The 23,006-nt window shown below is 65.3% G+C and carries 20 protein-coding genes and 1 pseudogene; 10 read left to right on the top strand and 11 right to left on the bottom strand.

All coding sequences use genetic code 11. The features are described 5' to 3' along the window. Nucleotides 1-65 precede the first annotated feature (65 nt). From S58_RS24780 to ltnD, 5 genes are all read right to left on the bottom strand, one after another. Nucleotides 66-1,757, bottom strand: a complete 1,692-nt coding sequence (locus S58_RS24780; protein WP_015668126.1) for a methyl-accepting chemotaxis protein — start codon at nt 1,755-1,757, stop codon at nt 66-68. A 309-nt stretch (nt 1,758-2,066) separates the two neighbouring features. Next, a complete protein-coding gene (locus tag S58_RS24785; protein ID WP_015668127.1) occupies nt 2,067-4,094 on the bottom strand; it encodes a methyl-accepting chemotaxis protein in 2,028 nt (675 codons plus the stop codon). 262 nt (nt 4,095-4,356) lie between these two features. Beyond that, nucleotides 4,357-5,631: a 3-oxo-tetronate kinase gene (gene otnK / locus S58_RS24790; protein ID WP_015668128.1), complete on the bottom strand. Its 1,275-nt coding sequence runs from the start codon at nt 5,629-5,631 to the stop codon at nt 4,357-4,359. Continuing rightward, nucleotides 5,628-6,410, bottom strand: a complete 783-nt coding sequence (gene otnI, locus S58_RS24795) for a 2-oxo-tetronate isomerase (RefSeq protein ID WP_015668129.1) — start codon at nt 6,408-6,410, stop codon at nt 5,628-5,630. The genes otnK and otnI overlap by 4 nt, the downstream gene beginning before the upstream one ends. Nucleotides 6,411-6,432: 22 nt before the next feature. Then, nucleotides 6,433-7,356: an L-threonate dehydrogenase gene (gene ltnD / locus S58_RS24800; protein ID WP_377812142.1), complete on the bottom strand. Its 924-nt coding sequence runs from the start codon at nt 7,354-7,356 to the stop codon at nt 6,433-6,435. A 120-nt stretch (nt 7,357-7,476) separates the two neighbouring features. On the opposite strand from ltnD, the gene otnC reads away from it, so the two are divergent. The 7 genes and pseudogenes from otnC (at nt 7,477) to S58_RS24835 (ending at nt 13,717) form a co-directional block, all read left to right on the top strand. Next, nucleotides 7,477-8,139, top strand: a complete 663-nt coding sequence (otnC, locus tag S58_RS24805; protein ID WP_015668131.1) for a 3-oxo-tetronate 4-phosphate decarboxylase — start codon at nt 7,477-7,479, stop codon at nt 8,137-8,139. Between the two features lie 22 nt (nt 8,140-8,161). Beyond that, entirely contained in the window at nt 8,162-8,374 is a 213-nt protein-coding gene (locus S58_RS24810; protein WP_042340907.1) for a hypothetical protein, read from the top strand. Nucleotides 8,375-8,882: 508 nt separating this feature from the next. Further along, on the top strand, nt 8,883-9,920 hold the full coding sequence (locus S58_RS24815) for an ABC transporter ATP-binding protein (protein ID WP_015668133.1): 1,038 nt from the start codon (nt 8,883-8,885) through the stop codon (nt 9,918-9,920). Nucleotides 9,921-9,956: 36 nt separating this feature from the next. Further along, nucleotides 9,957-11,249: an ABC transporter substrate-binding protein gene (locus tag S58_RS24820; protein WP_015668134.1), complete on the top strand. Its 1,293-nt coding sequence runs from the start codon at nt 9,957-9,959 to the stop codon at nt 11,247-11,249. A 129-nt stretch (nt 11,250-11,378) separates the two neighbouring features. Then, nucleotides 11,379-12,281 (top strand): ABC transporter permease, encoded by a 903-nt coding sequence (locus S58_RS24825; RefSeq protein ID WP_377812141.1) that lies wholly within the window; start codon nt 11,379-11,381, stop codon nt 12,279-12,281. Nucleotides 12,282-12,283: 2 nt separating this feature from the next. Beyond that, complete coding sequence (locus tag S58_RS24830; RefSeq protein ID WP_015668136.1) at nt 12,284-13,186, top strand: ABC transporter permease; 903 nt, start codon at nt 12,284-12,286, stop codon at nt 13,184-13,186. A gap of 246 nt (nt 13,187-13,432) precedes the next feature. Next, a pseudogene (locus tag S58_RS24835) lies at nt 13,433-13,717 on the top strand (GIY-YIG nuclease family protein). Between the two features lie 211 nt (nt 13,718-13,928). On the opposite strand, the gene S58_RS24840 reads toward S58_RS24835, so the two are convergent. From S58_RS24840 to S58_RS24865, 6 genes are all read right to left on the bottom strand, one after another. After that, nucleotides 13,929-14,633: an ABC transporter ATP-binding protein gene (locus S58_RS24840; protein ID WP_015668137.1), complete on the bottom strand. Its 705-nt coding sequence runs from the start codon at nt 14,631-14,633 to the stop codon at nt 13,929-13,931. Further along, nucleotides 14,617-15,348, bottom strand: a complete 732-nt coding sequence (locus tag S58_RS24845; RefSeq protein ID WP_015668138.1) for an ABC transporter ATP-binding protein — start codon at nt 15,346-15,348, stop codon at nt 14,617-14,619. Before S58_RS24845 ends, S58_RS24840 begins: the two co-directional genes overlap by 17 nt. Next, nucleotides 15,345-16,349, bottom strand: a complete 1,005-nt coding sequence (locus S58_RS24850) for a branched-chain amino acid ABC transporter permease (protein ID WP_015668139.1) — start codon at nt 16,347-16,349, stop codon at nt 15,345-15,347. The genes S58_RS24845 and S58_RS24850 overlap by 4 nt, the downstream gene beginning before the upstream one ends. Further along, nucleotides 16,349-17,227 carry a branched-chain amino acid ABC transporter permease gene (locus S58_RS24855; RefSeq protein ID WP_015668140.1) on the bottom strand — a complete coding sequence of 293 codons (879 nt, stop codon included), beginning with the start codon at nt 17,225-17,227 and terminating at the stop codon, nt 16,349-16,351. Before S58_RS24855 ends, S58_RS24850 begins: the two co-directional genes overlap by 1 nt. 157 nt (nt 17,228-17,384) lie before the next feature. Further along, nucleotides 17,385-18,629, bottom strand: coding sequence for an ABC transporter substrate-binding protein (locus tag S58_RS24860; protein ID WP_015668141.1), 1,245 nt, complete (start codon nt 18,627-18,629; stop codon nt 17,385-17,387). A gap of 81 nt (nt 18,630-18,710) precedes the next feature. Then, nucleotides 18,711-19,529 carry a putative hydro-lyase gene (locus S58_RS24865; RefSeq protein ID WP_015668142.1) on the bottom strand — a complete coding sequence of 273 codons (819 nt, stop codon included), beginning with the start codon at nt 19,527-19,529 and terminating at the stop codon, nt 18,711-18,713. Between the two features lie 113 nt (nt 19,530-19,642). Here S58_RS24865 and S58_RS24870 point away from each other — a divergent pair, with 113 nt between their 5' ends. From S58_RS24870 to S58_RS24880, 3 genes are all read left to right on the top strand, one after another. After that, entirely contained in the window at nt 19,643-20,605 is a 963-nt protein-coding gene (locus S58_RS24870; protein WP_015668143.1) for a LysR family transcriptional regulator, read from the top strand. Then, nucleotides 20,602-21,852: a Zn-dependent hydrolase gene (locus S58_RS24875; RefSeq protein ID WP_015668144.1), complete on the top strand. Its 1,251-nt coding sequence runs from the start codon at nt 20,602-20,604 to the stop codon at nt 21,850-21,852. Before S58_RS24870 ends, S58_RS24875 begins: the two co-directional genes overlap by 4 nt. A gap of 224 nt (nt 21,853-22,076) precedes the next feature. Next, nucleotides 22,077-22,988 (top strand): NAD(P)-dependent oxidoreductase, encoded by a 912-nt coding sequence (locus S58_RS24880; protein WP_015668145.1) that lies wholly within the window; start codon nt 22,077-22,079, stop codon nt 22,986-22,988. Nucleotides 22,989-23,006: the final 18 nt, after the last annotated feature.

Here is a 23,006-nt window from a genome sequence, read left to right on the forward strand (position 1 = left end):
CGGCCTGCGGCTGACTGATGATCCCGCTCCCGATCGCGATCGAGGACGCCGAACTCTCGCAACAGCTAGGCGGCGCGGACGGTCTCCAGGAAACGGCTGACCTCGGTCTTCAGACGGTTGCTGTCGGTCGACAATGATTTGGCCGCCGTCAGGACCAGGGACGACGCCGATCCGGTCTCGCTTGCGCCGCGCTGCACGTCGGCGATGTTGGCCGAGACCTGCTGGGTGCCCTGCGCCGCCTGCTGCACGTTGCGCGAGATTTCCTGGGTTGCCGCGCCCTGCTCCTCCACGGCCGCGGCGATGGCGGAGGCGATCTCGGACAGCCGTTCGATCGTGCCCGAGATGGTCCGGATCGCGTTCACCGATTCCTGTGTCGCCGCCTGGATGCCGGAGATCTGCTGGCCGATCTCGCCGGTCGCCTTGGAGGTCTGTTCGGCCAGCGCCTTGACTTCGGTGGCGACGACGGCGAAGCCCTTGCCCGCTTCGCCGGCGCGCGCCGCCTCGATGGTGGCGTTGAGCGCGAGCAGATTGGTCTGGCCGGCGATGGTATTGATCAGCTCGACGACGTCGCCGATGCGGGCCGCGGCCTTGGACAGCTCACCCACCTGATCGTTGGTGGTGCGCGCCTGGGTGACCGCCTCGCTCGCCATGCGCGCCGACTCCTGCACCTGGCGGCTGATCTCGGTCACCGATGACGACAGCTCTTCCGTGGCAGAGGCGACCGACTGCACGTTGGTCGAGGCTTCCTCCGAGGCGGAGGCGACCGTCGTGGCCAACCGTTGCGAGCGGTCGGCCGTCGACGTCAGTGTGCCGGCCGAGGCCTCCAGCTGGCTCGATGCGGAGAACACGGTGTTGACGATGTCGCCGACGACGGCCTCGAACTCACGCGTGACGGCGTCGACCCGGCGGCCGCGCTCGATCTTCGCTTCGGCGTCCTTGGCTGCCGCCTCGTCGGCCGCCTTCTTGGCGATCAATGCGTCCTTGAAGATCTGCAGCGCATTGGCCATCGCGCCCATCTCGGTCTTCTCGCCCCGATGCGGAATCTCGGCGGAGAGATCGCCCTCGCCGAGGGCCTGCATCGGCTCCACGATCGACGTGATCCCCTGCGAGACACTCCGCACCATGAGGTAGCTGACAAGCGCGCCGATCATCAGCATCACGCCAACGATCACGGCGAGCGTGGCAAAGGACGTCGAATAGGTCGAAGCCGCATCGGCCGATGCCTTGTCCGCACCGCTGTTGTTGAGGTCGATATCCTTCCTCAGGAACTCGTCGGCCTGCAGCCCGATCTTGTTGACGGTGTTCTGGTTCAGCTCGTGCGCGTCGTGCGGGATCTGGCCGGCCGCCTTGCGCGACAGCTCCATCACCTTTTCGGTGCCCGCCAGATATCTGTCCCAGGTGGTCTTCCAGTCCTGATAGATCGCCCGCTCCTCGGCCGAAGAGATCATCGGCTCGTAGAGCTTGATCGTCTTGTTGACGACGTCGTTCGTGGTTGCTGCCGTCTTCTCCTGTGCCATCTTGTCGTCGAGCGTCTCCGCTAGCATGTGCTCGCGGATCACGTTGCGATAGGTGATCGTCGCGGCCCGGAGGTCACCAAGAACGCGCACGCTCGGCAGCCAGTTGGTCGTGATGTCGACGGTGTTGGCATTCATTGTGCGCATGCTCGAGACCGCGAGCAGGCCCATGGCGGTAAGAGCGACAAGAAGCAGCGCGACGACCGAAATGATCTTCGCGCGAATGGACATGCTGGCGAACATGAAAGTATCCCCTGGGATCGGCGCCCTTCGGCCAGGACCGGCGAGTGCGCTAACCGACTTGATGGTTAAGCAGAGCTTGCATTTTGCGAAACCGATCATGGAACCGCGTTAAAATCGCACACCGTAGTAGTACGGATTCGCTGCCCTTTAACGCGGCACCGCCTGGCCTGCGCGGCGGCCCGTTGGCAAAGCTGAACTTTGGAGAACGCCGCGGCTCCCGTTTCGTCGATCCCTCTCGCGCCAAGGCCGGGGTCGATGCCCCGGCCTTCAGTCAGATCAACACTGGGATGGTGCTGCCAGGGGCCCGCCTCACGCCGCCCGCACCGAGCCCAGGAAGCTCGCGACCTCCTGCTTCAGGCGGCTGCTGTCACCCGACAGGGCCTGCGCCGCCGAGAGCACCTGCGTGGAGGCCGAGCCGGTTGCCGCAGCGCCGCGCTCGACGTCGGCGATGTTGGCCGAGACCTGCTGCGTGCCATGTGCCGCCTGCTGCACGTTGCGGGAGATCTCCTGCGTTGCCGCGCCCTGTTCTTCGACCGCCGCGGCGATCGTCGACGAGATTTCCGACAGGCGTTCGATCGTGGAGGAGATCTCCCTGATGGCGGAGACGGACTCCTGGGTCGCGACCTGGATGCTCGAGATCTGCTGGCCGATCTCGCCGGTGGCCTTCGCGGTCTGCTCCGCCAGCGCCTTGACCTCGGAGGCGACCACGGCGAAGCCGCGGCCGGCGTCACCGGCGCGCGCGGCCTCGATGGTGGCATTGAGCGCCAGCAGGTTGGTCTGGCCCGCAATGGTGTTGATGAGCTCGACGACGTCGCCGATGCGGGTGGCGGCCTTGGACAGTTCGCTGACGCGCCCGGTCGTGGTGCGGGCCTGGCCGACGGCATCATTGGCGATGCGCGCGGATTCCTGCACCTGACGGCTGATCTCGGTCACCGAGGAAGCCATCTGCTCGGTCGCAGACGCCACCGACTGCACATTGGTGGTGGCCTCTTCAGACGCGGAGGCGACGGCCGTCGTCAGGCCCTGCGAACGCGTGGCAGCCTGGGTCAGCGTGGTCGCCGACTGCTCGAGCTGGCTCGACGCCGACGAGACGGTATTGACGATCTCGCCGACCGCCGCCTCGAACTGCTCGGCCAGCCGCTGCATGTCGGCCTTGCGCTGGCGTTGGGCCATTGCATCCTGCGCATTCTTGGTTTCCGCCTCGGCCCGCGCCTTCTCCTCGGCATTGCTCTGGATGACGGTCACGGTCTTGGCGAGATCGCCGATTTCATCGCCGCGCGATGCGCCGGGAATGACGATGTCGAGACGGCCGCGCGCCATGTCGCCGAGCGCCGTGTTCAGCCGCGTCAACGGCCGCGCGATGCCCAGGAACGAGAACACGACCGAACCGATCACCGACAACAAAACCGCCAGTCCGACGAACAGCGTGATATAGCTCGCCTGCGCGGCGACCTGGTCGGCTTCGAACCGAGCGCTCGCGTTGCGCGCGCGCGCGTCCTGAATCGCAGAGGACATCAGCTCGCCGGCCTCGCCGAGATAGATGAGCGTGCGGTCGCGCAGCACGGCTTCCTTGATCCCCTCGGTCTTCACCACCTCGTCGTTCGCGGCGACGAAGTCCGACGCGAGGCCATTGAGCTTGGTGATCGTGGCCTGGATCTCGCGATCGTCGGCGAGCATGCGGGCGTCGGTCAGCGAGCTCTTCAGCCCCGGCACCGTCTGCTTCACGGTCAGGATGGTCGCGGCATCGCCAGTCATGCCGAACCGCCAGGCCTGCGACCGCATGTAGTTCAACTTGGCATCGGCGGCGTGAAGCTGGCGCTCGACGCGCTCGCGGAAGGCGAGGTTCGGCAGCGACGGCGAGGCGAGCAGCGCCTTCAGGCTGGTGTTCCAATCGTTAGAGACGGCGCTGCGCTTCTCGATCTGCGTCAGCAACTTCTTCTGCGCCTCGGCGAGATCGACTGCTCCCGTGGCATAGCTTGTCATCAGCTCCTTGATCCGGGTCAGCCGGGCGCGATTGTCGGCGGTCGATACGTTGGCGAGCGCGGCGTCGATGTCGGTCACCATCGCGGTCGAGAACTGCTGAATGTCGGCGGCGGCCTTCTCTGCCTCGGCCGGCGCCCGCGCCAGCCGCGCCGAGCGGCCGCCGAGCTGGGTCTGCTGCATGCTGATGCTTGCCGACAGGACGCTCTCGACCACGCGCCGCGCGCGCTCGGCCTGCTGGTTTGCCTGGCTGACTGCTCTCTCCGCCATCATCTGGTTGGCGATCATGCCGACCGCGAGAGATGCGCCGATAGCGCCAGCAAGCCCGAGTTTGTAGCCGATCCGATTCAGTTTCATTGCCCCACCCACAGAAGGACGCGTCACGCGACGGTCCGTGTAGGAGGTATAGCGGTGAGGTCCCTAGAGACCGTTAATTTACGGGAGTCATCGCGCAATACACGCGAAAAACTTCTGCTTTTTCGGTGTGCGTCTCGGCGATTATGGCAGCACAGCCGTGCCGCCGCGGCTCACAAACTATGCAGATGATGCATTCGGAATCGGGCGGCGTGCGGGGCGTTCCGAAATCCGGAACGCATTCACGCAGCAGGCTGAAGCGCTGCTACCGCATCAGCTCCAGCGCATCGGCAAAGAATTGTGGCCCGCCGAAATTGCCGGATTTCAGCGCCAGCAGCATCCCGCCGCCTGCGCCGATCGCGCGCAGCACGGGTACGCCGGCCGCAATCTCCGGACCGACCAGGAAGCCCGGGATCGTCAAGCGGTCGACGACCGCCCCGGACGTCTCGCCCCCCGCGACAATCAGTCGCCGGACGCCGGCCCGGATCAATCCCTCCGCAACATCGGCCATCGCCTGCTCGACGGCATGCCCCGCGGCCTCTCTGCCGTGCCTCGCCTGCAGCACGCCGACCTGATCCGGCGTGGCGCTGGACGCGATCAGCACCGGTCCCTGGGCCAGACGCTCGAGCGCCCAGCCGAGCGCGCGCTGGGTCTCATCGCGACCGCCGAGCAGAGCCTCGGCGTCGAGCCGCAGCACCGGCATGACGCGCTCCGCCTCCGCGATCTGCTGCAGGGTCGCCTGCGAGCAGCTGCCGGCGAGGCAGGCGGCCGCCCCGCCAACCGGCGCGTCGGCATGATGCGCGAAGGCGTGGGAGTGCACATGACCGGCCTCGACCAGCGCGCGCGCCAGCCCGAGCCCGATGCCGGAGGCGCCGACCGAGACGCGGCTCTTCAGGGCAGCCGCACCGATCGCGGTCAGATCGGCATCGAACACGGCATCGACGATGGCAGCACCAGTGCCCTGCCCGGCCAGCTCTTGCAGCCGGTGGCCGATCGCCTCTGGGCCATGCACGACCGTGGCGAGATCGACGAGCCCGATCTTCCTATGGCTCTGGCGCGCCAGCACGCGGACCAGATTGGCATCGTGCATCGGGTTGAGCGGATGATCCTTCAGCGGACTTTCATTGAGCGGCACGGCGCCGACGAACAGATTGCCCTGATAGACGGTCCGCTTCGTTTCCGGGAAGGCCGGGGTCACCAGCACGATCGCGTCGCCAGCATCGCCGGCGAGCGCGTCCATGACCGGGCCGATGTTGCCGGCATCGGTCGAATCGAAGGTCGAGCAGATCTTGAACAAGACATGGCGCGCGCCGCGCGCGCGCAGCCATTTGTCGGCCTCGCGCGAACGAGTGACCGCGAGCGAAGCCTCGATCGAGCGGCTCTTCAGCGACACCACGACGGCATCGACCTCAGGCAGCGCGAGATCCGCGGCGGGCACGCCGATCGTCTGCACCGTGCGCAGGCCGGCGCGGGTCAGGGTGTTGGCGAGGTCGGAGGCGCCGGTGTAGTCGTCGGCGATGCAGCCGAGCTTCAGGGTCACGGCTTCACTCCCTTGTAAGGTGCGAACCAGCCGAGCCCGTTCTCGGTGCGGCCGCGCGGATTGTACTCGCAGCCGACGAAGCCGCCATAGCCGAGCCGATCGAGCTCTTCGAACAGGAACGGATAGTTCAGTTCCTCGCCGTCAGGCTCGTTGCGCGAGGGGATGCTGGCGATCTGGACGTGTCCGGTGATGTCGCTCATCTCGCGCAGCCGCATCGTGACGTCGCCATGGATGATCTGGCAGTGATAGATGTCGAACTGCAGCTTCAGGTTCGGAATCTTGAGTTCGCGGATCAGATCGCGGGCGAAGCCGAAATCATTGAGGAAGTATCCCGGCACGTTGCGCGGATTGATCGGCTCGATCACGACGTCGAGACCATGCGGCGCAAAGAACTCCGCCGCCCAGGCCACCGACTTATAATAGGCCTCCACTGCTTTCGCATCATGGCGATCGGCGATGCCCGCCATCAGATGCAGCCGTTTCACACCGGTGGCCTTGGCAAAAGGCAGCGCCGTCTTCAGGCTCGCCTTGAGATCGTCGAACCGCTCCGGCAGCGCCGCAAAGCCCTTCTCCCCAGCGTCCCAATTGCCGGGCGGCAGGTTGAACAGCGCCTGGATGAGGCCGTTGTCATCAAGCCGCCTGCCGACTTCCTCGGCCGGATGATCATAGGGAAACAGGAATTCCACCGCGGTGAAGCCGGCCTTGGCGGCGGCCGCAAAGCGGTCGAGGAACGGATGCTCTGTGAACATCATCGAGAGATTGGCGGCAAAGCGGGGCATGGCGTGAGAACTCGTCGTCTTGTTACTTGGAGGAGTCCGGCAATTTCGTGCCGGTGACCTGCGCATACATCCGCGCTACCGACGCGTCGTCGTCACGCCCCATCCCGGCGGCCGATGTCATCAGGAACATCTGCAGCGCTGCGGCCGAGACCGGCACCGGAAAGCGGTGGCTGCGCGCCATGTCCTGGATGATGCCGAGGTCCTTGACGAAGATCTCGACTGCGCTGCGCGGCGTGTAGTCGCCGTCGAGCACATGCGGCATGCGGTTCTCGAACATCCAGGAATTGCCGGCCGACGCGGTGATGACCTCATAGACCTTGCGGATGTCGAGCCCCTGCTTGGCGGCGAAGGCGATGGCTTCGCTCGCGGCCGCGATGTGCACGCCGGCGAGCAGCTGGTTGATCATCTTGAACGCGGCGCCCTCGCCGGCCGCATCGCCGAGCTCGTAGAGCTTGGCCGCCATCGCATCCAGCGCCGGACGCGCCTTGGCAAACGCAGCCGGGCTGCCCGAGGCGAGAATGGTCAGCTCGCCCTGTGCTGCGCGCTGCGCACCGCCGGAGATCGGCGCGTCGAGATAGTGCCGGCCGGTGGCTTCGAGCTGCTTGGCCAGGCGGCGCGCCACGTCGGGATCCATGGTCGCGGAGGAGACGAACACGGCCTCCTTCGGCATGGTCTCAGCCGCGCCGCCGGGACCAAAAAGAATGGCTTCCGTCTGCGCCGCATTGACGACGACGCTGACCACGATGTCGGCCTCTCGGGCCGCCTCGGCAGGGCTGTTTGCCCCCTTGCCGCCATCGGCCACGAAACGCGCCACGCTATCGGCCGAGACGTCGCATCCGGTCACCTCGAACCCTGCGCGCTTGAGCGAGGTCGCCATGCCGAATCCCATCGAGCCAAGCCCGATCACGGCGACTTTCAATTGCGATGGCGACGGCATGCGGCAGATCCCTGAAGCGTTTCCCGATGGCGTCCGGTTGGCCCGGACTATGGCCTGGGTATCACGGCTTGGCCGCGTTGCCAAAGCGTGAGACAAAGCGGCAAAACAGCGACGTGCGAGGAAAGACCCGTGGCGGACACTGCGATTCGCGAAGCCATCTGCCGGTTCGGCCGCTCGCTGTTCGAGCGCGGACTGACGCCGGGCTCGTCCGGCAACATCAGCGTGCGGCTCGACGACGGCGGCTGGCTGGTGACGCCGACCAACGCCTCGCTCGGCTTCCTCGATCCGGCCAGGCTGTCGCGGCTCGATGCCCAGGGCACGCTGGTCTCGGGCGATGCGCCGACCAAGGAGGTGCCGCTGCACACGGCGCTGTACCAGACCCGCGATGCGGCGCGCGCGGTGGTGCATCTGCACTCGACCCATTCGGTCGCGATCTCGATGCTGCCGGAGATCGATCCGCTGATGGCGCTGCCGCCGCTGACACCTTATTATTTGATGCGCTGCGGCCAGACCGCGCTGGTGCCCTATCATCGGCCGGGCGATCCCGCAGTCGCCGATGCGATCAAGGGGCTGGCCGGAAAATACGCCTCGGTGCTGCTGGCCAATCACGGGCCCGTCGTGTCCGGTGACACGCTGGAGGCCGCCGTGTTCGCGATGGAGGAGCTCGAGGAGACCGCAAAGCTGTATCTGCTGCTGCGCGGGCTCAACCCGCGGCATCTGTCGCCGCAGCAGGTGGACGATCTGGTCAAGGTCTTCGGCCTCACCCTGCCCGATCACAGCGATCATCACTGATCCCACCGGCGGATGGATGGGCATGCACTATTTCGCAACGACACCAGCCGAGATCGATGCCGCCGTCCGGGTGCTCTACGAGGAGGCCCGCTTCTATCGCTGGTTTCCGACCGCAACCGACTCCTATGACGCGTTCGCCGCCTCCGATCCGATCGCGGTCAGCGAGCTGCGCGGCATCGCCGAGCGCATGCTGGTGGCCGCCGCGCAGGCCAGATCGTGGGCACGACGGGTCTAGCTTGCGGCCAAGCTTCCCTGCACGCGGCGGACGCTGCGCCGCCTTGTCGCTCATCAAGCTGCCTTGCGTGTGGACGGCAACGATGCCTAATATTGAGGCAAGGCACGGCTGCGACCGCAATCAGGGACGGACTGAACGACGAGGAAAGCACCGACAGCGCCGCGCTGGTGCGGCGCGATGATGCACCCAGCTCGTCCACCGTCGATTGCGACCTCACCCGTTCAGCACGCCGAAGCAGGGAAAGGACAGGCAAAATGCCTCCACATCGGCGTGGGCGCGGCTGTTTGCCCGGATTGGCGCCAGATCTGAGCGGGCCGCCGCCAGGACCGGGGACTGCCCTGTCCATCATTGCATGCGCATTTCACCCAACGCGCAATCTTCGCGCACCGCGCCGACCGCATGCCGATCCTTGGCATACCCGTTGCAGACATGTGACGGGTCGGACCGCCGGCGCGCCGCGGCGCGGGCTGCGATCATGACCGACACAGGACAGGACGACGGAGGGCGGATGGCGGCGGGCGCGAGCTTGGAACTGGTGAAGGTGACGAAAATGTACGGTCACGTCACCGCCGTCGACGCGATCGATCTGCGGATTCCCGCCGGCTCCTATTGCTGCCTGCTCGGTCCGTCCGGCTGTGGCAAGACCTCCACCCTGCGCATGATCGCAGGCCATGAGTCCGCGACATCGGGCGACATCATCGTCGGCGCGCGCAACGTCACCGAGCTGCCGCCGGCCGGGCGCGGCACGGCGATGATGTTCCAGTCCTACGCGCTGTTTCCGCATCTCTCGGTCATCGACAACGTCGCGTTTGCGTTGAAGATGAAAGGCGTGTCCAAGCCCGAGCGCCACGCCAAGGCGCGCGAGTTGCTCGATCTGGTGGACATGCAGAGCTATGCCGGCCGCCTACCAGCGCAGCTCTCCGGCGGCCAGCAGCAGCGCGTGGCGCTGGCGCGGGCGCTGATCACCTCGCCGCAGATCCTGCTGCTCGACGAGCCGCTGTCGGCGCTCGATCCGTTCCTGCGCTTGCGCATGCGCGCCGAGTTGAAGCGGCTGCAGCGAGAGCTCGGCCTCACCTTCGTCCACGTCACGCATGGCCAGGACGAGGCCATGGCGCTGTCCGACCTCGTGGTGCTGATGAATGGCGGCCGCATCGAGCAGCAGGGCAGCCCGCGCGAGATCTTCAACCATCCGCGCACCGAATTCGCAGCACGCTTCATCGGCGGCCATAACGTGATTCCTGTGAACGGCGAGACCTTTGCCGTGCGGGTCGACCGCATCCAGCTGAAGGCGCCGAATGCTGCGATCGACGGGCCGGCGGTGCCGGGCACCATCAGCAAGATCGAATACCAGGGCACGTATGTGCTGGTCGCGGTGGCGACCGACGGCGGCCCGGAGGTCTCGGCCCAGCTCAGCGACGATCAGTTCGATGCCGAGACCCACAATATCGGCGAGCGCGTCGTCCTGACCTGGAATCCGGCGCTCGCCGATGCGCTGACGCCCCGCCCTGCCGCCGCAGCCGCGCCGGCTGCGGAGCTGGTCGCCTGATTTTCGTCTGCTCGTTTTGTCCTCAAGGAGATGATCATGACTGATCGATCGAAGAAGACCACCATCAGCCGCCGCACGCTGCTCAAGGGCGCGGCCGGCGTCGCCGGCTTCGCGGCCGGCTCGGGCACGCTGCTCAGCGCGCCCTATGTCCACGCCGCCGATGCCAAGGTGCTGCGCTATCTCGGCACCGCCGTGAACGAGGGCGACGAGATCTCCAAGAAGTGCCTCGCCGACACCGGCATCAAGATCGAATACATCACGGCGACCACCGACGACGTCACCAAGCGCGTCATCACCCAGCCGAACTCCTTCGACGTGCTCGACACCGAATATTTCTCGCTGAAGAAGCTGGTGCCGTCGGGCAACATCTTCCCGCTCGATGCACGCAAGATCAAGGAATTCGACAACATCACGCCGGTCTTCACCAAGGGCGAGCTGCCGAACGGCAAGAAGATCGGTGGCCAGGGCACGGCACCGTGGAAGGTGCTCTATCTCGAGGGCGCTAACTCCAAGACCTTCTCGGCGACGCCGACCGAGTATGTGACCCTGATCCCGACCGTGTACAACGCCGACACGCTCGGCATCCGTCCCGACCTGATCAAGCGCCCGATCTCATCCTGGGCCGAGCTGCTCAACCCCGAATTCAAGGGCAAGGCCTCGATCCTCAACATTCCCTCGATCGGCATCATGGACGCCGCCCTCGTCGTCGAAGCCACCGGCCAGTACAAATATGCCGACAAGGGCAACATGACCAAGGCCGAGATCGACCTGACCATGAAGGTGCTGACCGAGGCCAAGAAGGCCGGCCAGTTCCGCGCGTTCTGGAAGGACTTCAACGAGTCCGTCAACCTGATGGCCTCGGGCGAGACGGTGATCCAGTCGATGTGGTCGCCGGCCGTCACCAAGGTGCGCTCGATGGGCATCGCCTGCACCTTCCAGCCGCTCAAGGAAGGCTATCGCTCCTGGGCGTCCGGCTTCTGCGTCTCGAAGGCGGTGGGCGGCAGCCCGAAGCTCGACTGGGCCTATGAGTTCGTCAACTGGTACCTGTCCGGCTGGGCCGGCGCCTATCTGAACCGCCAAGGCTACTACTCGGCCGTGCTCTCCACCGCCAAGGCCAACATGACCGAGGACGAGTGGGGCTACTGGATGGAAGGCAAGCCGGCGAAGAGCGACATCAAGGCGCCGGACGGCACCCTGATGGAGAAGGCCGGCGCGGTGCGCGACGGCGGCTCCTACGACGACCGCATGGGCGGCGTCGTCTGCTGGAACGCCGTGATGGACGAGAACGACTACATGGTGCGCAAGTGGAACGAGTTCATCGCCGCCTGATGTGACCGCCATTGCTGCCGCGCCCGTGACGTCGTGGGCGCGGCAGCCCTTATCCCCGCCGCCCCAGCCATTCGCACCGGAGGACAGGTCTTTCCCGTGGCCGTGACGATCGACAATACGCCTGACACCCTGGCGCCGGCGGCGAGCGGCCTACGCAAGATCGCCGTGCGTTCGATCGCCTGGCTGCAGGCCGGTCCGATGATGCTGGTGTTCGCGCTGTTCTTCCTGCTGCCGCTGGTGCTCGTCGTCATCGTCAGCGTCTGGGACTACAACGAATATGAGATGATCCCGGCGTTCAGCTTCCGCGGCTACACCGACACGTTCGAGGGCTGCGTCGCCAACCTGCCCGAGCTGTGCACGATCCTGAAGACCTATCTCAAGACGCTGAAGCTGTGCCTGTTGACCTGGGGCCTGACGCTGCTGATCGGGTTCTGGGTCGCCTACTTCCTCGCCTTCCACGTCCGCAGCAAGACCTGGCAGATCGTGCTGTCGCTGTTGTGCACCATCCCGTTCTGGACCTCCAACGTCATCAGAATGATTGCCTGGATTCCGCTGCTCGGCCGCAACGGCCTCGTCAACCAGGGCCTGATCGGCGCCGGCGTGGTCAACAAGCCGGTCGAGTGGCTGTTGTTCTCCGAATTCTCGGTGGTGCTGGCGCTGGTTCACCTGTTCACATTCTTCATGGTGGTGCCGATCTTCAATTCCATGATCCGCATCGACAAGCGGCTGATCGAGGCCGCCTATGATGCCGGTGCAAGCGGCTGGCAGACGCTGGTCAACATCATCATTCCCCTGGCCAAGCCCGGCATCGTGATCGGCTCGATCTTCGTCATCACCATCGTGATGGGCGACTTCGTCACCATCGGCGTGATGGGCGGCCAGCAGATCGCCTCGGCCGGCAAGATCATCGAGTCCCGCCTGTCGGCGCTGCAGTTCCCCGCTGCCGCCGCCAATGCCGTGATCCTGCTCGGCATCACCGTCCTGATCATCTCCGCGCTGACGCGGATCGTCGACGTCCGCAAGGAGCTCTAGCGATGGGAGACAAGCGCCCGCGCTCCTTCTATATCCTCGCCTTGTTCTTTTCGGCCTATGTGCTGTTCCTGTACGGGCCGATGATCGCGATCTACATCCTGTCGTTCCAGGGGCCGGACGGCGGCCTCACGTTCCCGATGAACGGCGTGTCGCTGACCTGGTTCGGCAAGGTGTTCTCCGGCGGCGGCATCGTCGACATCGGCGCCGCCTTCAAGCGCTCGCTGGCGCTCGGGCTCGTCGTGATGGTGATCACGGTGGTGCTCTCGGTCGCCGCCGGCATGGCGTTCCGCAAACCGTTCCGCGGCGCCACGATGCTGTTCTACACGGCGATCGCCAGCCTGATCATGCCGTCGATCATCACCTCGCTCGGCATCGCCCTCGAATTCCGCCTGATCGACGACTTCGTCAACAAGCATGGCGCCGATGTCGGGCTCGGTTGGCTGGCCGACGGCTACACCACCGCCATGGGCCTGTTCAGCTCCGGCTTGGGCGCGCATCTGACCTGGACCTTGCCGTTCGGCCTCCTGATCATGTTCGCGATCTTCAACCGCTTCGACGGCCGGCTCGAAGAAGCCGCGCGCGACCTCGGCGCCACGCCCTGGCAGACCTTCCGCCACGTCGTGCTGCCGATCATCCTGCCCTCCGTGGTCGGCATCGGCCTGTTCGGCTTCACCCTGTCCTGGGACGAACTCGCCCGTTCGAGCCAGGCGATCGGCTCGGTCAACACGCTGCCATTGGAATTGCAGGGCCTGACCACGACGGTGACCAAGCCGGATATCTACGCGCTAGGCACGCTGACATCGGCAGTGTCGTTCGTCGTGATCTTCGCCGCGCTGTCGGTCATCCTGGTCCTGCAAGCCCGCCAACGCCGCCAGGGCTCCGATGCCGGCAAGGGCATGTTGTAGGCCTCGACGGATCATAACTCGGCCTCGATTGTTTCGAGGTCGCGTCTTGCGCTGAAGTAATCCAGACCTTCTAATTGGCTAGCATCCCTGGATTGCTTCGCTACGCTCGCAATGACGCTTGTGGTGAGCACCGAACGCGCCTCATACTCCGTCATCGCGAGCGCAGCGAAGCGATCCAGGGGCCGCAAAAAAGACTCTGGATAACTTCGCTCCACGCGGGTCGCCCTGGACGTCGCAGTCGATCCGATGAAACAACCATGCGTTTACATCATGGCGAACAGGCGCAATGGAGCGCTCTATGTCGGCGTGACGAGCGATCTGCCTCAACGCGCCCATCAACATCGTGAGGGAATCGTACCCGGATTTACCAAGAAGTACGGATGCAAGTTTCTCGTCTGGTAAGTCCATGAGACGATGATGGCTGCGATCGAACGCGAGAAGCAGATCAAGGCGGGCAGCCGAAACAAGAAACTGGCTCTGATCGAGGCGATCAATCCGCAGTGGAATGACTTGTACGATAGTTTGATCTGATGCCAGCGAAAGCACGACAGCAAGACCGTTTACGGGTCTGGCATTCCTGGATTGCTTCGCTGCGCTCGCAATGACGGTTGTGATTGGCATCACGCCCTCCACGAACTCCGTCATCGCGAGCGCAGCGACGCGATCCAGGGGCCGCGAAAAGGCTCTGAATCGCCTCGCTCCGCTGCGATGATGCCGGAAGCGGCAGCGCAGTCCGCCCCGACTACAGCCCCAGATACGCCCTTCTCACGTCCTTGTTGCCGCTGATCTCCGCTGACGTGCCCTGCATCAGCACACGCCCCGTCTGCAGGATGTACGCCCGGTCCGCGATCTCCAGGCATTCGGCCATGCGCTGCTCCACGATCAGCACGGTCATGCCGGCGTCGCGGATGCGCTTCACGGCCTGGAAGATCTCGTCGACCAGTTTCGGCATGATGCCCTGCGACGGCTCGTCGAGCATCAAAAGGCGTGGCCGCGTCATCAGCGCGCGGCCGATCGCCAGCATCTGCTGCTCGCCGCCGGACAAGGTCTCGGCGCGCTGCTCGAGCCGCTCCGACAGCCGCGGAAACAGCTTGAACACGAAGTCGAGCGGCTCCTCGCGATTGGGCTCGCTGCGATAGAGATAGCTGCCGAGCCTTAAGTTGTCGCGCACCGAGAGCCGCGGAAACAGCCGGCGGTTCTCGGGCACATAGGCGATACCCTTCGCGGTGATCAGATGCTGCGCCATGCCGTCGATGCGGTTGCCGTCGAAGGTCACGCTGCCCGCCCGCGGCCGCTCGGCTCCGGCGATCGACTTCAACAGCGTCGACTTGCCGGCGCCATTGGCGCCAGCAACGCAGACGATTTCGCCCTTCTCGACATCGATCGAAACGTTCGAGATCGCAACCAGGCCCTGATAGGCGGTCGTGACGTCACGCACCGACAGCATGGCGGTCTCCGAGATAGGCGGAAATGACTTTGGGATCGCGGACGACATCCGCAGGCTTGCCTTCGATCAGCACCTTGCCGAGGTCGAGCACGATGGCGCGGTCGACCAGCGGCATCACGATCTCCATGACATGCTCGACCATCAGCACCGTGATGCCGGTGTCGCGCACGCGGCGCACGAGCTCGACACCCTTCTGGGATTCGACAGGGGTCAGGCCGGTCAGGACCTCGTCGAGCAGCAGCAGCTTCGGCTCGGTCGCAAGCCCACGCGCCACTTCGAGCCGCCGCTTCTCCGAGGGCACGAGGTCGCTCGCCAGCACGTCGGCACGGGCATCGAGCCCGCAGAAGGCCAGCACCTCATGCGCCTTGCGCCGGGCATCGCGCATGTTGGTGGTGCGCACCAGCGCGCCCACGATGACGTTCTCGATCACCGTCATGCTCTCGAAGCTCTTGACGACCTGAAAGGTGCGGCCAATGCCGCGCTGGCAGCGCTCGGCGGCCGGCAGCGCCGTGACGTCCTCACCATCGAAGATGATCGTGCCTTCGGTCGGCTTGAACGCGCCGGCGATCAAATTGAACAAGGTCGACTTGCCGGCGCCGTTCGGGCCGATCAGGCCGACGATCTCGCCGCGCCCGACCGAGATCGAGACGTCGGAGTTCGCCGTCAAGCCGGAGAAGCGCTGGGTGATGTTGCGGGTTTCCAACAATGCGGTCATGACGCCACCGCCTCTCGCACCGGCTGCGCTGCCGGCTTCCGCTTGCGGGAGAACAGGCTGACCAGCCCCTGCGGCCGCGCCAGCGAGATCGCAATGATCAGGCCGCCATAGACGATCAGATCGACGCCGCGGCCGGAGCCGCCGATATAGGAGCGCGTCAGTTCGGTCAGCGGGATCAGGATGACGGCGCCGAGCATCGGGCCCCAGAGGGTGCCGATGCCGCCGAGCACGGCGGGCAGCGCCATGAGGAGCGAGAACTGGAAGCCCATCACGCTCTCAGGGTCGATGTAGGAGACGAACTGCGCATAGAAGCTGCCGCCGATCGCGACCAGGAAGGCGGAGACGGCCGCGGCGCCCATCTTGGAGTTGAACACGTCGACGCCGAGGCTTTCGGCGGCGACGGGATTGTCCTTCACCGCGCGCCACCAATAGCCCCACTTGGAATCCTCCAGCCGCCAGGTGACGAACCAGGCGACGCAGGCAAGCGTGAGCGCAAAGTAGAAGTATGGCAGCTTCGAACGGGTGAACTGGAAGGTCAGCCAGGAGTCGTGCCGCACCGGAATGTCGATGCCGAGCGCGGCCCCGGCCCAATCCCAGTTCTGGAACAGGAGCAGCGTGATCTCGGCGATCACGATGGTCGCGATCACGAAGTAATGGCCGCCGAGCCGGAAGCAGGGATAGCCGAGCGCCATCGCAATCACGGCGGAGATGAGCCCGCCGGCGATCATGCCGAACCACGGCAGCACGCCGAACTTGGTGAACAGGATCGCGGTGGTGTAGGCGCCGAGCCCGAAATACAGTGCGTGTCCGAGCGAGATCTGACCACAATAACCGGACAGGATGTTCCAGCTCTGCGACAGCGCCGCATACATCAGGGTCAGCACCATGATGTTCTGGACATAGACGTCCTTGACGAACAGCGGCACGGCAGCAGCGATGGCCGCAAGGAAGGCGGCGATGACGAGGTCGCGCCGGCGACGTTGAATGAATGCCTGGTCCATCAGATCGATCCGAACAGGCCGCGCGGGCGGATGAAGACGACGAGGAGATAGACGCCGTAGATGCCGACGGTCTTCAATGACGGCGGCAGGATGAGTGTGGTGGTGGCTTCGACGAGACCGACGACGATGCCGCCGGCAAAGGCGCCGAACACACTGCCGAAGCCGCCGAGCGCCACCGTGACGTAGGCGATGGTGGCGAACGAGGCGCCGACGTCCGGGAAGACGTAGAAGAAGATCGACATGACGGCACCGGCGAGGCCGACCAGCGCAGCGCCGAGACCCCAACCGAGCGCGAACACCTTGTTCTTGTCGATGCCGACCAGCGCCACCGCACCGGCATCCTCACGCGTCGCCTCCAGCGCACGGCCGAAATCGGTGCGGTGGATGAAGAAATACAGCCCGGCGAAGGCCGCGATCGCGATCAGCGCGCCGACCAGCTGCGGCTGCGGCAGATAGATGCCGCCGATCGAGATCGTCTTGCCGCCCAGCCAGGAGTGCGGGATGCTGCGATAGTCCGGCGTGAAGAAATACTGCGCGACGCCGCGCATCAGCACCGCGAGGCCGAAGGTGGAGAAGATCTGCACCATGCCGGTATTGGCCTTGGCCCTGACCGCAAATCGGACGACCAGCAGATAGACCACCGCGCCGAACACGAACAACGCAGCCGCCACCAATGGCGCCGACAGCAACGGGTCGAGTGCGAAGTAGGCGAACAGGAAGAAGCTCGCATACATCGCGATCATCAGGAACTCGCCATGGGCGAAGTTCACGACGTCCATCAGGCCGAAGATGAGCGCAAGCCCCACGGCGATCAGGCCGTAGAGCAGGCCCATCAGGAGGCCGCTGGCGAGACTTTGGATGATCGTTTCTGCTGTCACTGCAATTGCTCCCCCGTCATTGCGAGCGAAGCGAGGCAATCCAGACCTTCTGTTAGGCTCCTGGATTGCTTCGTCGCTGCGCTCCTCGCAATGACGGAGCAAAGCCGATGCTCCGTCATGGATCGATAAGAACGCCGCCCATCGCCCTCTGAAATTGTTACTTCATCGGCCAGCTGGCTTCCGCCACCGCGGCCTGGGTCGGGAAGATCGTGACGAACTTGCCGCCGACATATTGCAGCAGCACCGGATCGGCATCGTTGTTCTGGCCGCTCTCGTCGAACTTCACCCGCTTCCAGGGCATGATGGTCTGATCGCCCGGCATGTCGGTCGCGGCGAGCGCGTCGCGGATCTTCTCGCCGTCGGTCGACTTGGCGCGGTTGATGGCGTCGGCCATCACGATCAGGCCCATGAACTGGCGCGACGAGTAGTCGTTGAAGTCCTTGCCCGACTTGGCCTTGAACATGTCGTTGATCTTGCCGACCATCGGCCGCTTGGCGGCGAGGTCGAGCGAGAACGAGCCGCGCGAGATCACGCCTTCGAGCTTGTCGCCGACCGCGTCATACAGCGCCTTCTCGGAGAAGCCTGCGTCCTGCGCCACGATCGCGTTCGGCTTGTAGCCGAGCTCGGCCATGGTCTTGACCAGCAGGATGCCGTCGGTGGTGTAGCTCGACGGCATCAGCACGTCGGCGTTGGCGGCCTTGAGCTGCTGGACCTCCGCCGACAGCGACGGCGAATTGGCGCGGTACTTGATGTCGGCGACGATCTTGTAGCCGCGCTCGTTGGCGAGCTTGAGCTGGGCGTTGCTCGAATCCGTGCCGAAGATCGTATCCTCGTGGAACAGCGCCAGGGTCTCGATCTTGGTGCCCTTCTTCTTCAGCGCATCGAAGAAGTCGAACATCGCCTGCGAGAACATCTCGTCATGCGGTGCGGCGCGGAAATAGTATTTCAGGCCGCGGCGATGCAGGCTCGGCGAGGAGTTGTCGGCCGACAGATACGGGATCTGGTAGCGCTCGCAGATCTGGCTCGCGGTGACCGCGACGGCGCTCTGATAGGAGCCGATGACGGCAACCACCTTCTCCTGCGTGATCAAGCGCTCGGCCTCGGCGCGGCCCTTCTGCGGGTCGGCCTGGTGATCGGCGAACACCAGCTTGATCTTGGCGCCGCCGAGCCCCGGCAGGCCCTCGGTGCGGGCGAGCGGCAGGTCGAAATCATACTTGCCGTTGATGATCTCGGCAGCGGTCTCGAAAGCACGCTGCGCATCGACGCCGATCTGGGCGCTGGCGCCGGAGAAAGGATAGATGACGCCGATCTTCACTTCGGACGTCTGCGCGCGGGCGGCGATCGGACCGAGCGCAGCGGCAGCGGTGGCTCCAAGCAGGACGTGACGGCGCGTGATGGTCATTGCAAGATCCTCTGATGAAAGCGCATCGATGAAGCGGTTGGCTTCGGCGGTAAAGGCTCAAAAAGCGGCACGAGCTGCCTATTAGAGAACGGCGAGATCCTTGTTCCTGAGATCGGTGATCAGCATCAGCCCCGGCGCATGGGTGATAGCAAAAGGCAGCCTGGCGGCTGCTATCACCGCCTGCGGCGTGACACCGCAGGCCCAGAATACGGGAATTTCATCGGCCGCGACGCGGACCGGATCGCCATAGTCCGGCTTGCCGATGTCGGCGATCCCGATCTGCTCGGGATGACCGAGATGTACCGGCGCGCCGTGCACCGCGGGAAAGCGCGTCGTGATCTGCACGGCGCGGATCGCCTGCGCCGGCTTGAACGGCCGCATCGACACCACCATGGGACCGGCAAACGGACCCGACGGCGTGCAGGCAATGCTGGTGCGATACATCGGCACCCGGCAGCCCTGCTCGATATGGCGGATCGGCAGGCCGTCGGCCATCAGCGCCTCTTCGAACGAGAACGAGCAGCCGAGCACGAAGGTGACGAGATCGTCGCGCCAATGCGCCATCAGGTCGGTCGGCTCCTCCACCATCTCGCCGTCGCGCCAGACGCGATAGCGCGGCACATCGGTGCGGATGTCGAGATCGGCACCGAGCGCCGGAATATACGGATTGCCGGGATCGGACATGCCGATGATCGGGCACGGCTTGGGATTGAGCTGGCAGAAGCGGTGGAAGGCGCCGGCATATTGCTCCGGCAGGATCGCGAGGTTGCCTTGCACGAAGCCGTTGGCAACTCCCGCCGTGCTCCAGCCCTTGCCGGCGCGATAGTCCAGGCGGGCCTGACGGCTGGGAAGAAGCCCGACCTCGCCGGCTGATTGCTGCACTGCCACAGAAACAGTCATTTGTGCCATCTGCCTAATATCTCGACAAACTCACTGAATATCAGCCATGCTATAAAGTCTAATCTTCATTTTTAATCAGGATCGATAAGACAAATTGATCCAAGGCGGGGCCGATGTTGGATTTCCGTTCCATCGAAACGTTCCTCTGGGTGGTGAAGCTTGGCAGCTTCCGCGGCGCGGCGCAGCGCCTCAACACCACGCAGCCGGCCATTTCCCAGCGCATCGCCCAGCTCGAGCGCGAGCTCGGTGTCAAGCTGCTCAACCGCGACCACCGCGTGGCATCGCCGACCGCAAGCGGCCGGCAGATGCTGGTCTACGCTGAGAAGCTGATCGGCCTGCGCGCAGAGATGCTGGCGGAAGTCGGCGACCGCTCGGCGATGCGCGGCGTGCTCCGGCTCGGCGTTGCCGAGACCATCGTGCACGACTGGCTGCCGCGGCTGATCAAGAGCGTCAACGAGAGCTATCCGAACCTGTCGCTGGAGATCGAGGTCGACGTTACGCCGAACCTGCACGCGCGGCTGCTGGCACAGGAGATCGAGCTCGCCTTCGCGCTGGGCTCGCCGACCGAGTCGGGCATCCGCAGCCGCGTGCTGTGCGACTATCCGATCAGCTTTCTCGCCAGCCCCGCGCTGGGCTTCGGCAAGGGAATCGTCACGGCGGAGCAGATGGCGCGGTTTCCGATCATCACCTTTCCGCGCAAGACGCAGCCCTATGACAACGTGCGCTCGCTGTTCAACCGCCCGCATCTGCCGCCGATGCGGCTGCACGCCAGCGCCTCGCTCGCGACCGTGATCCACATGGCGATCGAGGGCCTGGGCGTCGCCGTCATCCCCGCCGCGATCGTCGCCAATGAGCTCGCGACCGGCCGGCTGCAGGAGCTGAAGACGGACTTGCGGATTCCGCCGCTGACCTTCACCGCAAGCTGGCTGTCGTCGCCGGAGATGGTCGCGATCGAGCGTGTCGCGGAGCTCGCAGCCCGGACGGCGCAGACGGCCAGCCATCCCTCTGCATCGGTTGACGCCGTTGCCGTGGCGCGCGATGGACAGGATGCCGGAGTACAGGGATTTCAAGCATGAGCCGCGCCGTCACCAATCTGCAGATCGATTCCACCCGCCTCTGGGACAGCATTCACGAGACCGCCAAATTCGGCGCCACGCCGAAGGGCGGCGTGCGCCGGCTGACCCTGAGCCAGGAGGACAAGCAGGTCCGCGACTGGTTCCGGAAAGCGTGCGAGGGCGCCGGGCTCGAGGTTCACGTCGACACGCTTGGCTCGATGTTCGCTGTTCGCAAGGGACGCGACATGTCGAAGCTTCCGGTCGGGCTCGGCTCGCATCTCGACACCCAGCCGACCGGCGGCAAGTTCGACGGCATCCTCGGCACGCTCGGCGCGCTGGAGGTGATCCGCACGCTCAATGATGCCGGCATCGAGACCGACGCGCCGCTCTGCATCGTCAACTGGACCAACGAGGAGGGCTCGCGCTTTGCGCCGGCGATGATGGCCTCGGCCGCCTATGTCGGCGACTTCACGGTGGACGACATATTGTCGCGCAAGGACGCCGAAGGCACGACTGTCGGCGCGGCGCTGGACGGGATCGGCTATCGCGGCGAGACCAAGGTCGGCACGCAGAAGTTCTCCGGCTTCGTCGAGCTGCACATCGAGCAGGGCCCGATCCTGGAGGCCGAAAACAAGACCATCGGCGTCGTCGATCACGGCCAGGGCGTGTTCTGGTACGACGGCAAGGTCACGGGCTTCGAGAGCCATGCCGGCTCGACGCCGATGCCGCTGCGGCGCGACGCGCTGCTGGCGCTGTCGGAGTTCGCGCTCACCCTGGAGCAGATCGCGATCAAGCTCGGGCCGAATGCGGTCGCCACCATCGGCGAGGCCGTGATTGCCAATCCCTCGCGCAACGTGATTCCCGGCGAGATCGCCTTCACCATCGACTGCCGCAGCGCCAATGCCGACACGCTCGACGCGCTCGATGCCAGCCTGCGCGCAGCTGCGGGCGAGATTTCAAAGAAGCGCCGCGTCGAGATCGCGATCGACCAGGTCTGGCGCAAGCCACCGACGCATTTCGACCCCAAGCTGGTCGACGCCGTCGAACGCGCCGCCGGCACCCTCGGCTACGCGCACCGCCGCATCACCTCCGGCGCCGGCCACGACGCCTGCAACCTCAACACCATCATGCCGGCGGCGATGGTGTTCGTGCCCTGCAAGGACGGTATCAGCCACAACGAGCTCGAGGACGCCACGCAATCCGACTGCGCCGCGGGCACCAACGTGCTGCTGCACACGGTGCTGTCGCTGGCGGGCGTGGCGTCGTAGTGGGCTGACTGCTCTCGCTCGTTCCTACTTTCAGCTATCATCCCCGATCTCAATCGCGCGGGCACACTGAGCTCCCCTCCCCCTTGCGGGGAGGGGTCGGGGGTGGGGGTCCACACGGGCAGTCTCGCCCGGAGCCCCCCTCCCCAGCCCTCCCCCACAAGGGGGGAGGGAGCGCACCTTTGCCTGCGCAGCCACTTCGCATCCTTCGTAAAGGAGACTATCCCGTGCGCGGAGTATTCATCGACGCCAACTCATCGCTTGCCGAGATCTTCGAGCGGCAGCGCCAACCAGGCGATCCCGAGATGCGCGTGCATCTCGATCCCGACATCAAGCCGGAGGACTGGCCCGCCATTCTCGATGGCGCCGAGATCGGCATCGTCGACCACACGGCGTTGCCAACCGATGTCGCCAGGCAGTGCAAGGGGCTCAAGCACGTCGTGTTCCTCGGCACCGGCGCACGCAGCTACATGAACCCCGACGAACTGGCCGAACTCGGCATCACCGTCCACCTGATCAAGGGCTACGGCGACACGGCCATCGCGGAGGCCGCGATCGCGCTGATGTGGGCGTCGGCGCGCGGCCTCGCCCAGATGGACCGCGAGATGCGCGCCGGCAACTGGCTGCGCGACGATGGCATGCAGTTGACCGGCAAGACCCTCGGCCTGATCGGCTTCGGCGGCATCGCCGCCGAGGTCGCGCGCATCGCGTCGGGCAGCGGCATGAAGGTGATCGCCTGGAACCGCTCGCCAAAGAGTCATCCGGGCGTCGACTTCGTCGATCTCGATACGCTGCTGAGGCAGAGCCACGTGGTGTCACTGCATCTGCTGCTCAACGACGAGACCCGCGGCTTCCTGTCCCGCGACCGCATCGCGCAGATGCGCCCCGGCGTGATCTTCGTCAACACCGCCCGCGCCGCCATCGTCGACGAGGCCGCCATGATCGACGCGCTCCGCTCCGGCCACATCCGCCACGCCGGCCTCGACGTCTTCAACACCGAGCCGCTGCCGGCCGGCCACGTACTCACGACGATCCCGAACGTGACGCTGTCGGCGCATTCGGCGTTCCGTACGCCGGAAGCCAGCGAGAACCTGATCCACGCCGCGTGGGAGCACTGCCGCAGGGAGGCGGGAGCCTAACAACCCTCTCCTCCGTCA

It is taken from the genome of Bradyrhizobium oligotrophicum S58, assembly GCF_000344805.1.
Taxonomy (GTDB): Bacteria; Pseudomonadota; Alphaproteobacteria; order Rhizobiales; family Xanthobacteraceae; genus Bradyrhizobium; species Bradyrhizobium oligotrophicum.

Bases quoted from the DNA above. Each gene is read 5' to 3' on its own strand.
- S58_RS24780 (WP_015668126.1), bottom strand. From the start codon at position 1,757: ATGTTCGCCAGCATGTCCATTCGCGCGAAGATCATTTCGGTCGTCGCG.
- S58_RS24785 (WP_015668127.1), bottom strand. From the start codon at position 4,094: ATGAAACTGAATCGGATCGGCTACAAACTCGGGCTTGCTGGCGCTATC.
- otnI (WP_015668129.1), bottom strand. From the start codon at position 6,410: ATGCCCCGCTTTGCCGCCAATCTCTCGATGATGTTCACAGAGCATCCG.
- S58_RS24810 (WP_042340907.1), top strand. From the start codon at position 8,162: ATGCACTATTTCGCAACGACACCAGCCGAGATCGATGCCGCCGTCCGG.
- S58_RS24815 (WP_015668133.1), top strand. From the start codon at position 8,883: ATGGCGGCGGGCGCGAGCTTGGAACTGGTGAAGGTGACGAAAATGTAC.
- S58_RS24820 (WP_015668134.1), top strand. From the start codon at position 9,957: ATGACTGATCGATCGAAGAAGACCACCATCAGCCGCCGCACGCTGCTC.
- S58_RS24830 (WP_015668136.1), top strand. From the start codon at position 12,284: ATGGGAGACAAGCGCCCGCGCTCCTTCTATATCCTCGCCTTGTTCTTT.
- S58_RS24840 (WP_015668137.1), bottom strand. From the start codon at position 14,633: ATGCTGTCGGTGCGTGACGTCACGACCGCCTATCAGGGCCTGGTTGCG.
- S58_RS24845 (WP_015668138.1), bottom strand. From the start codon at position 15,348: ATGACCGCATTGTTGGAAACCCGCAACATCACCCAGCGCTTCTCCGGC.
- S58_RS24850 (WP_015668139.1), bottom strand. From the start codon at position 16,349: ATGGACCAGGCATTCATTCAACGTCGCCGGCGCGACCTCGTCATCGCC.
- S58_RS24860 (WP_015668141.1), bottom strand. From the start codon at position 18,629: ATGACCATCACGCGCCGTCACGTCCTGCTTGGAGCCACCGCTGCCGCT.
- S58_RS24865 (WP_015668142.1), bottom strand. From the start codon at position 19,529: ATGACTGTTTCTGTGGCAGTGCAGCAATCAGCCGGCGAGGTCGGGCTT.
- S58_RS24870 (WP_015668143.1), top strand. From the start codon at position 19,643: ATGTTGGATTTCCGTTCCATCGAAACGTTCCTCTGGGTGGTGAAGCTT.
- S58_RS24875 (WP_015668144.1), top strand. From the start codon at position 20,602: ATGAGCCGCGCCGTCACCAATCTGCAGATCGATTCCACCCGCCTCTGG.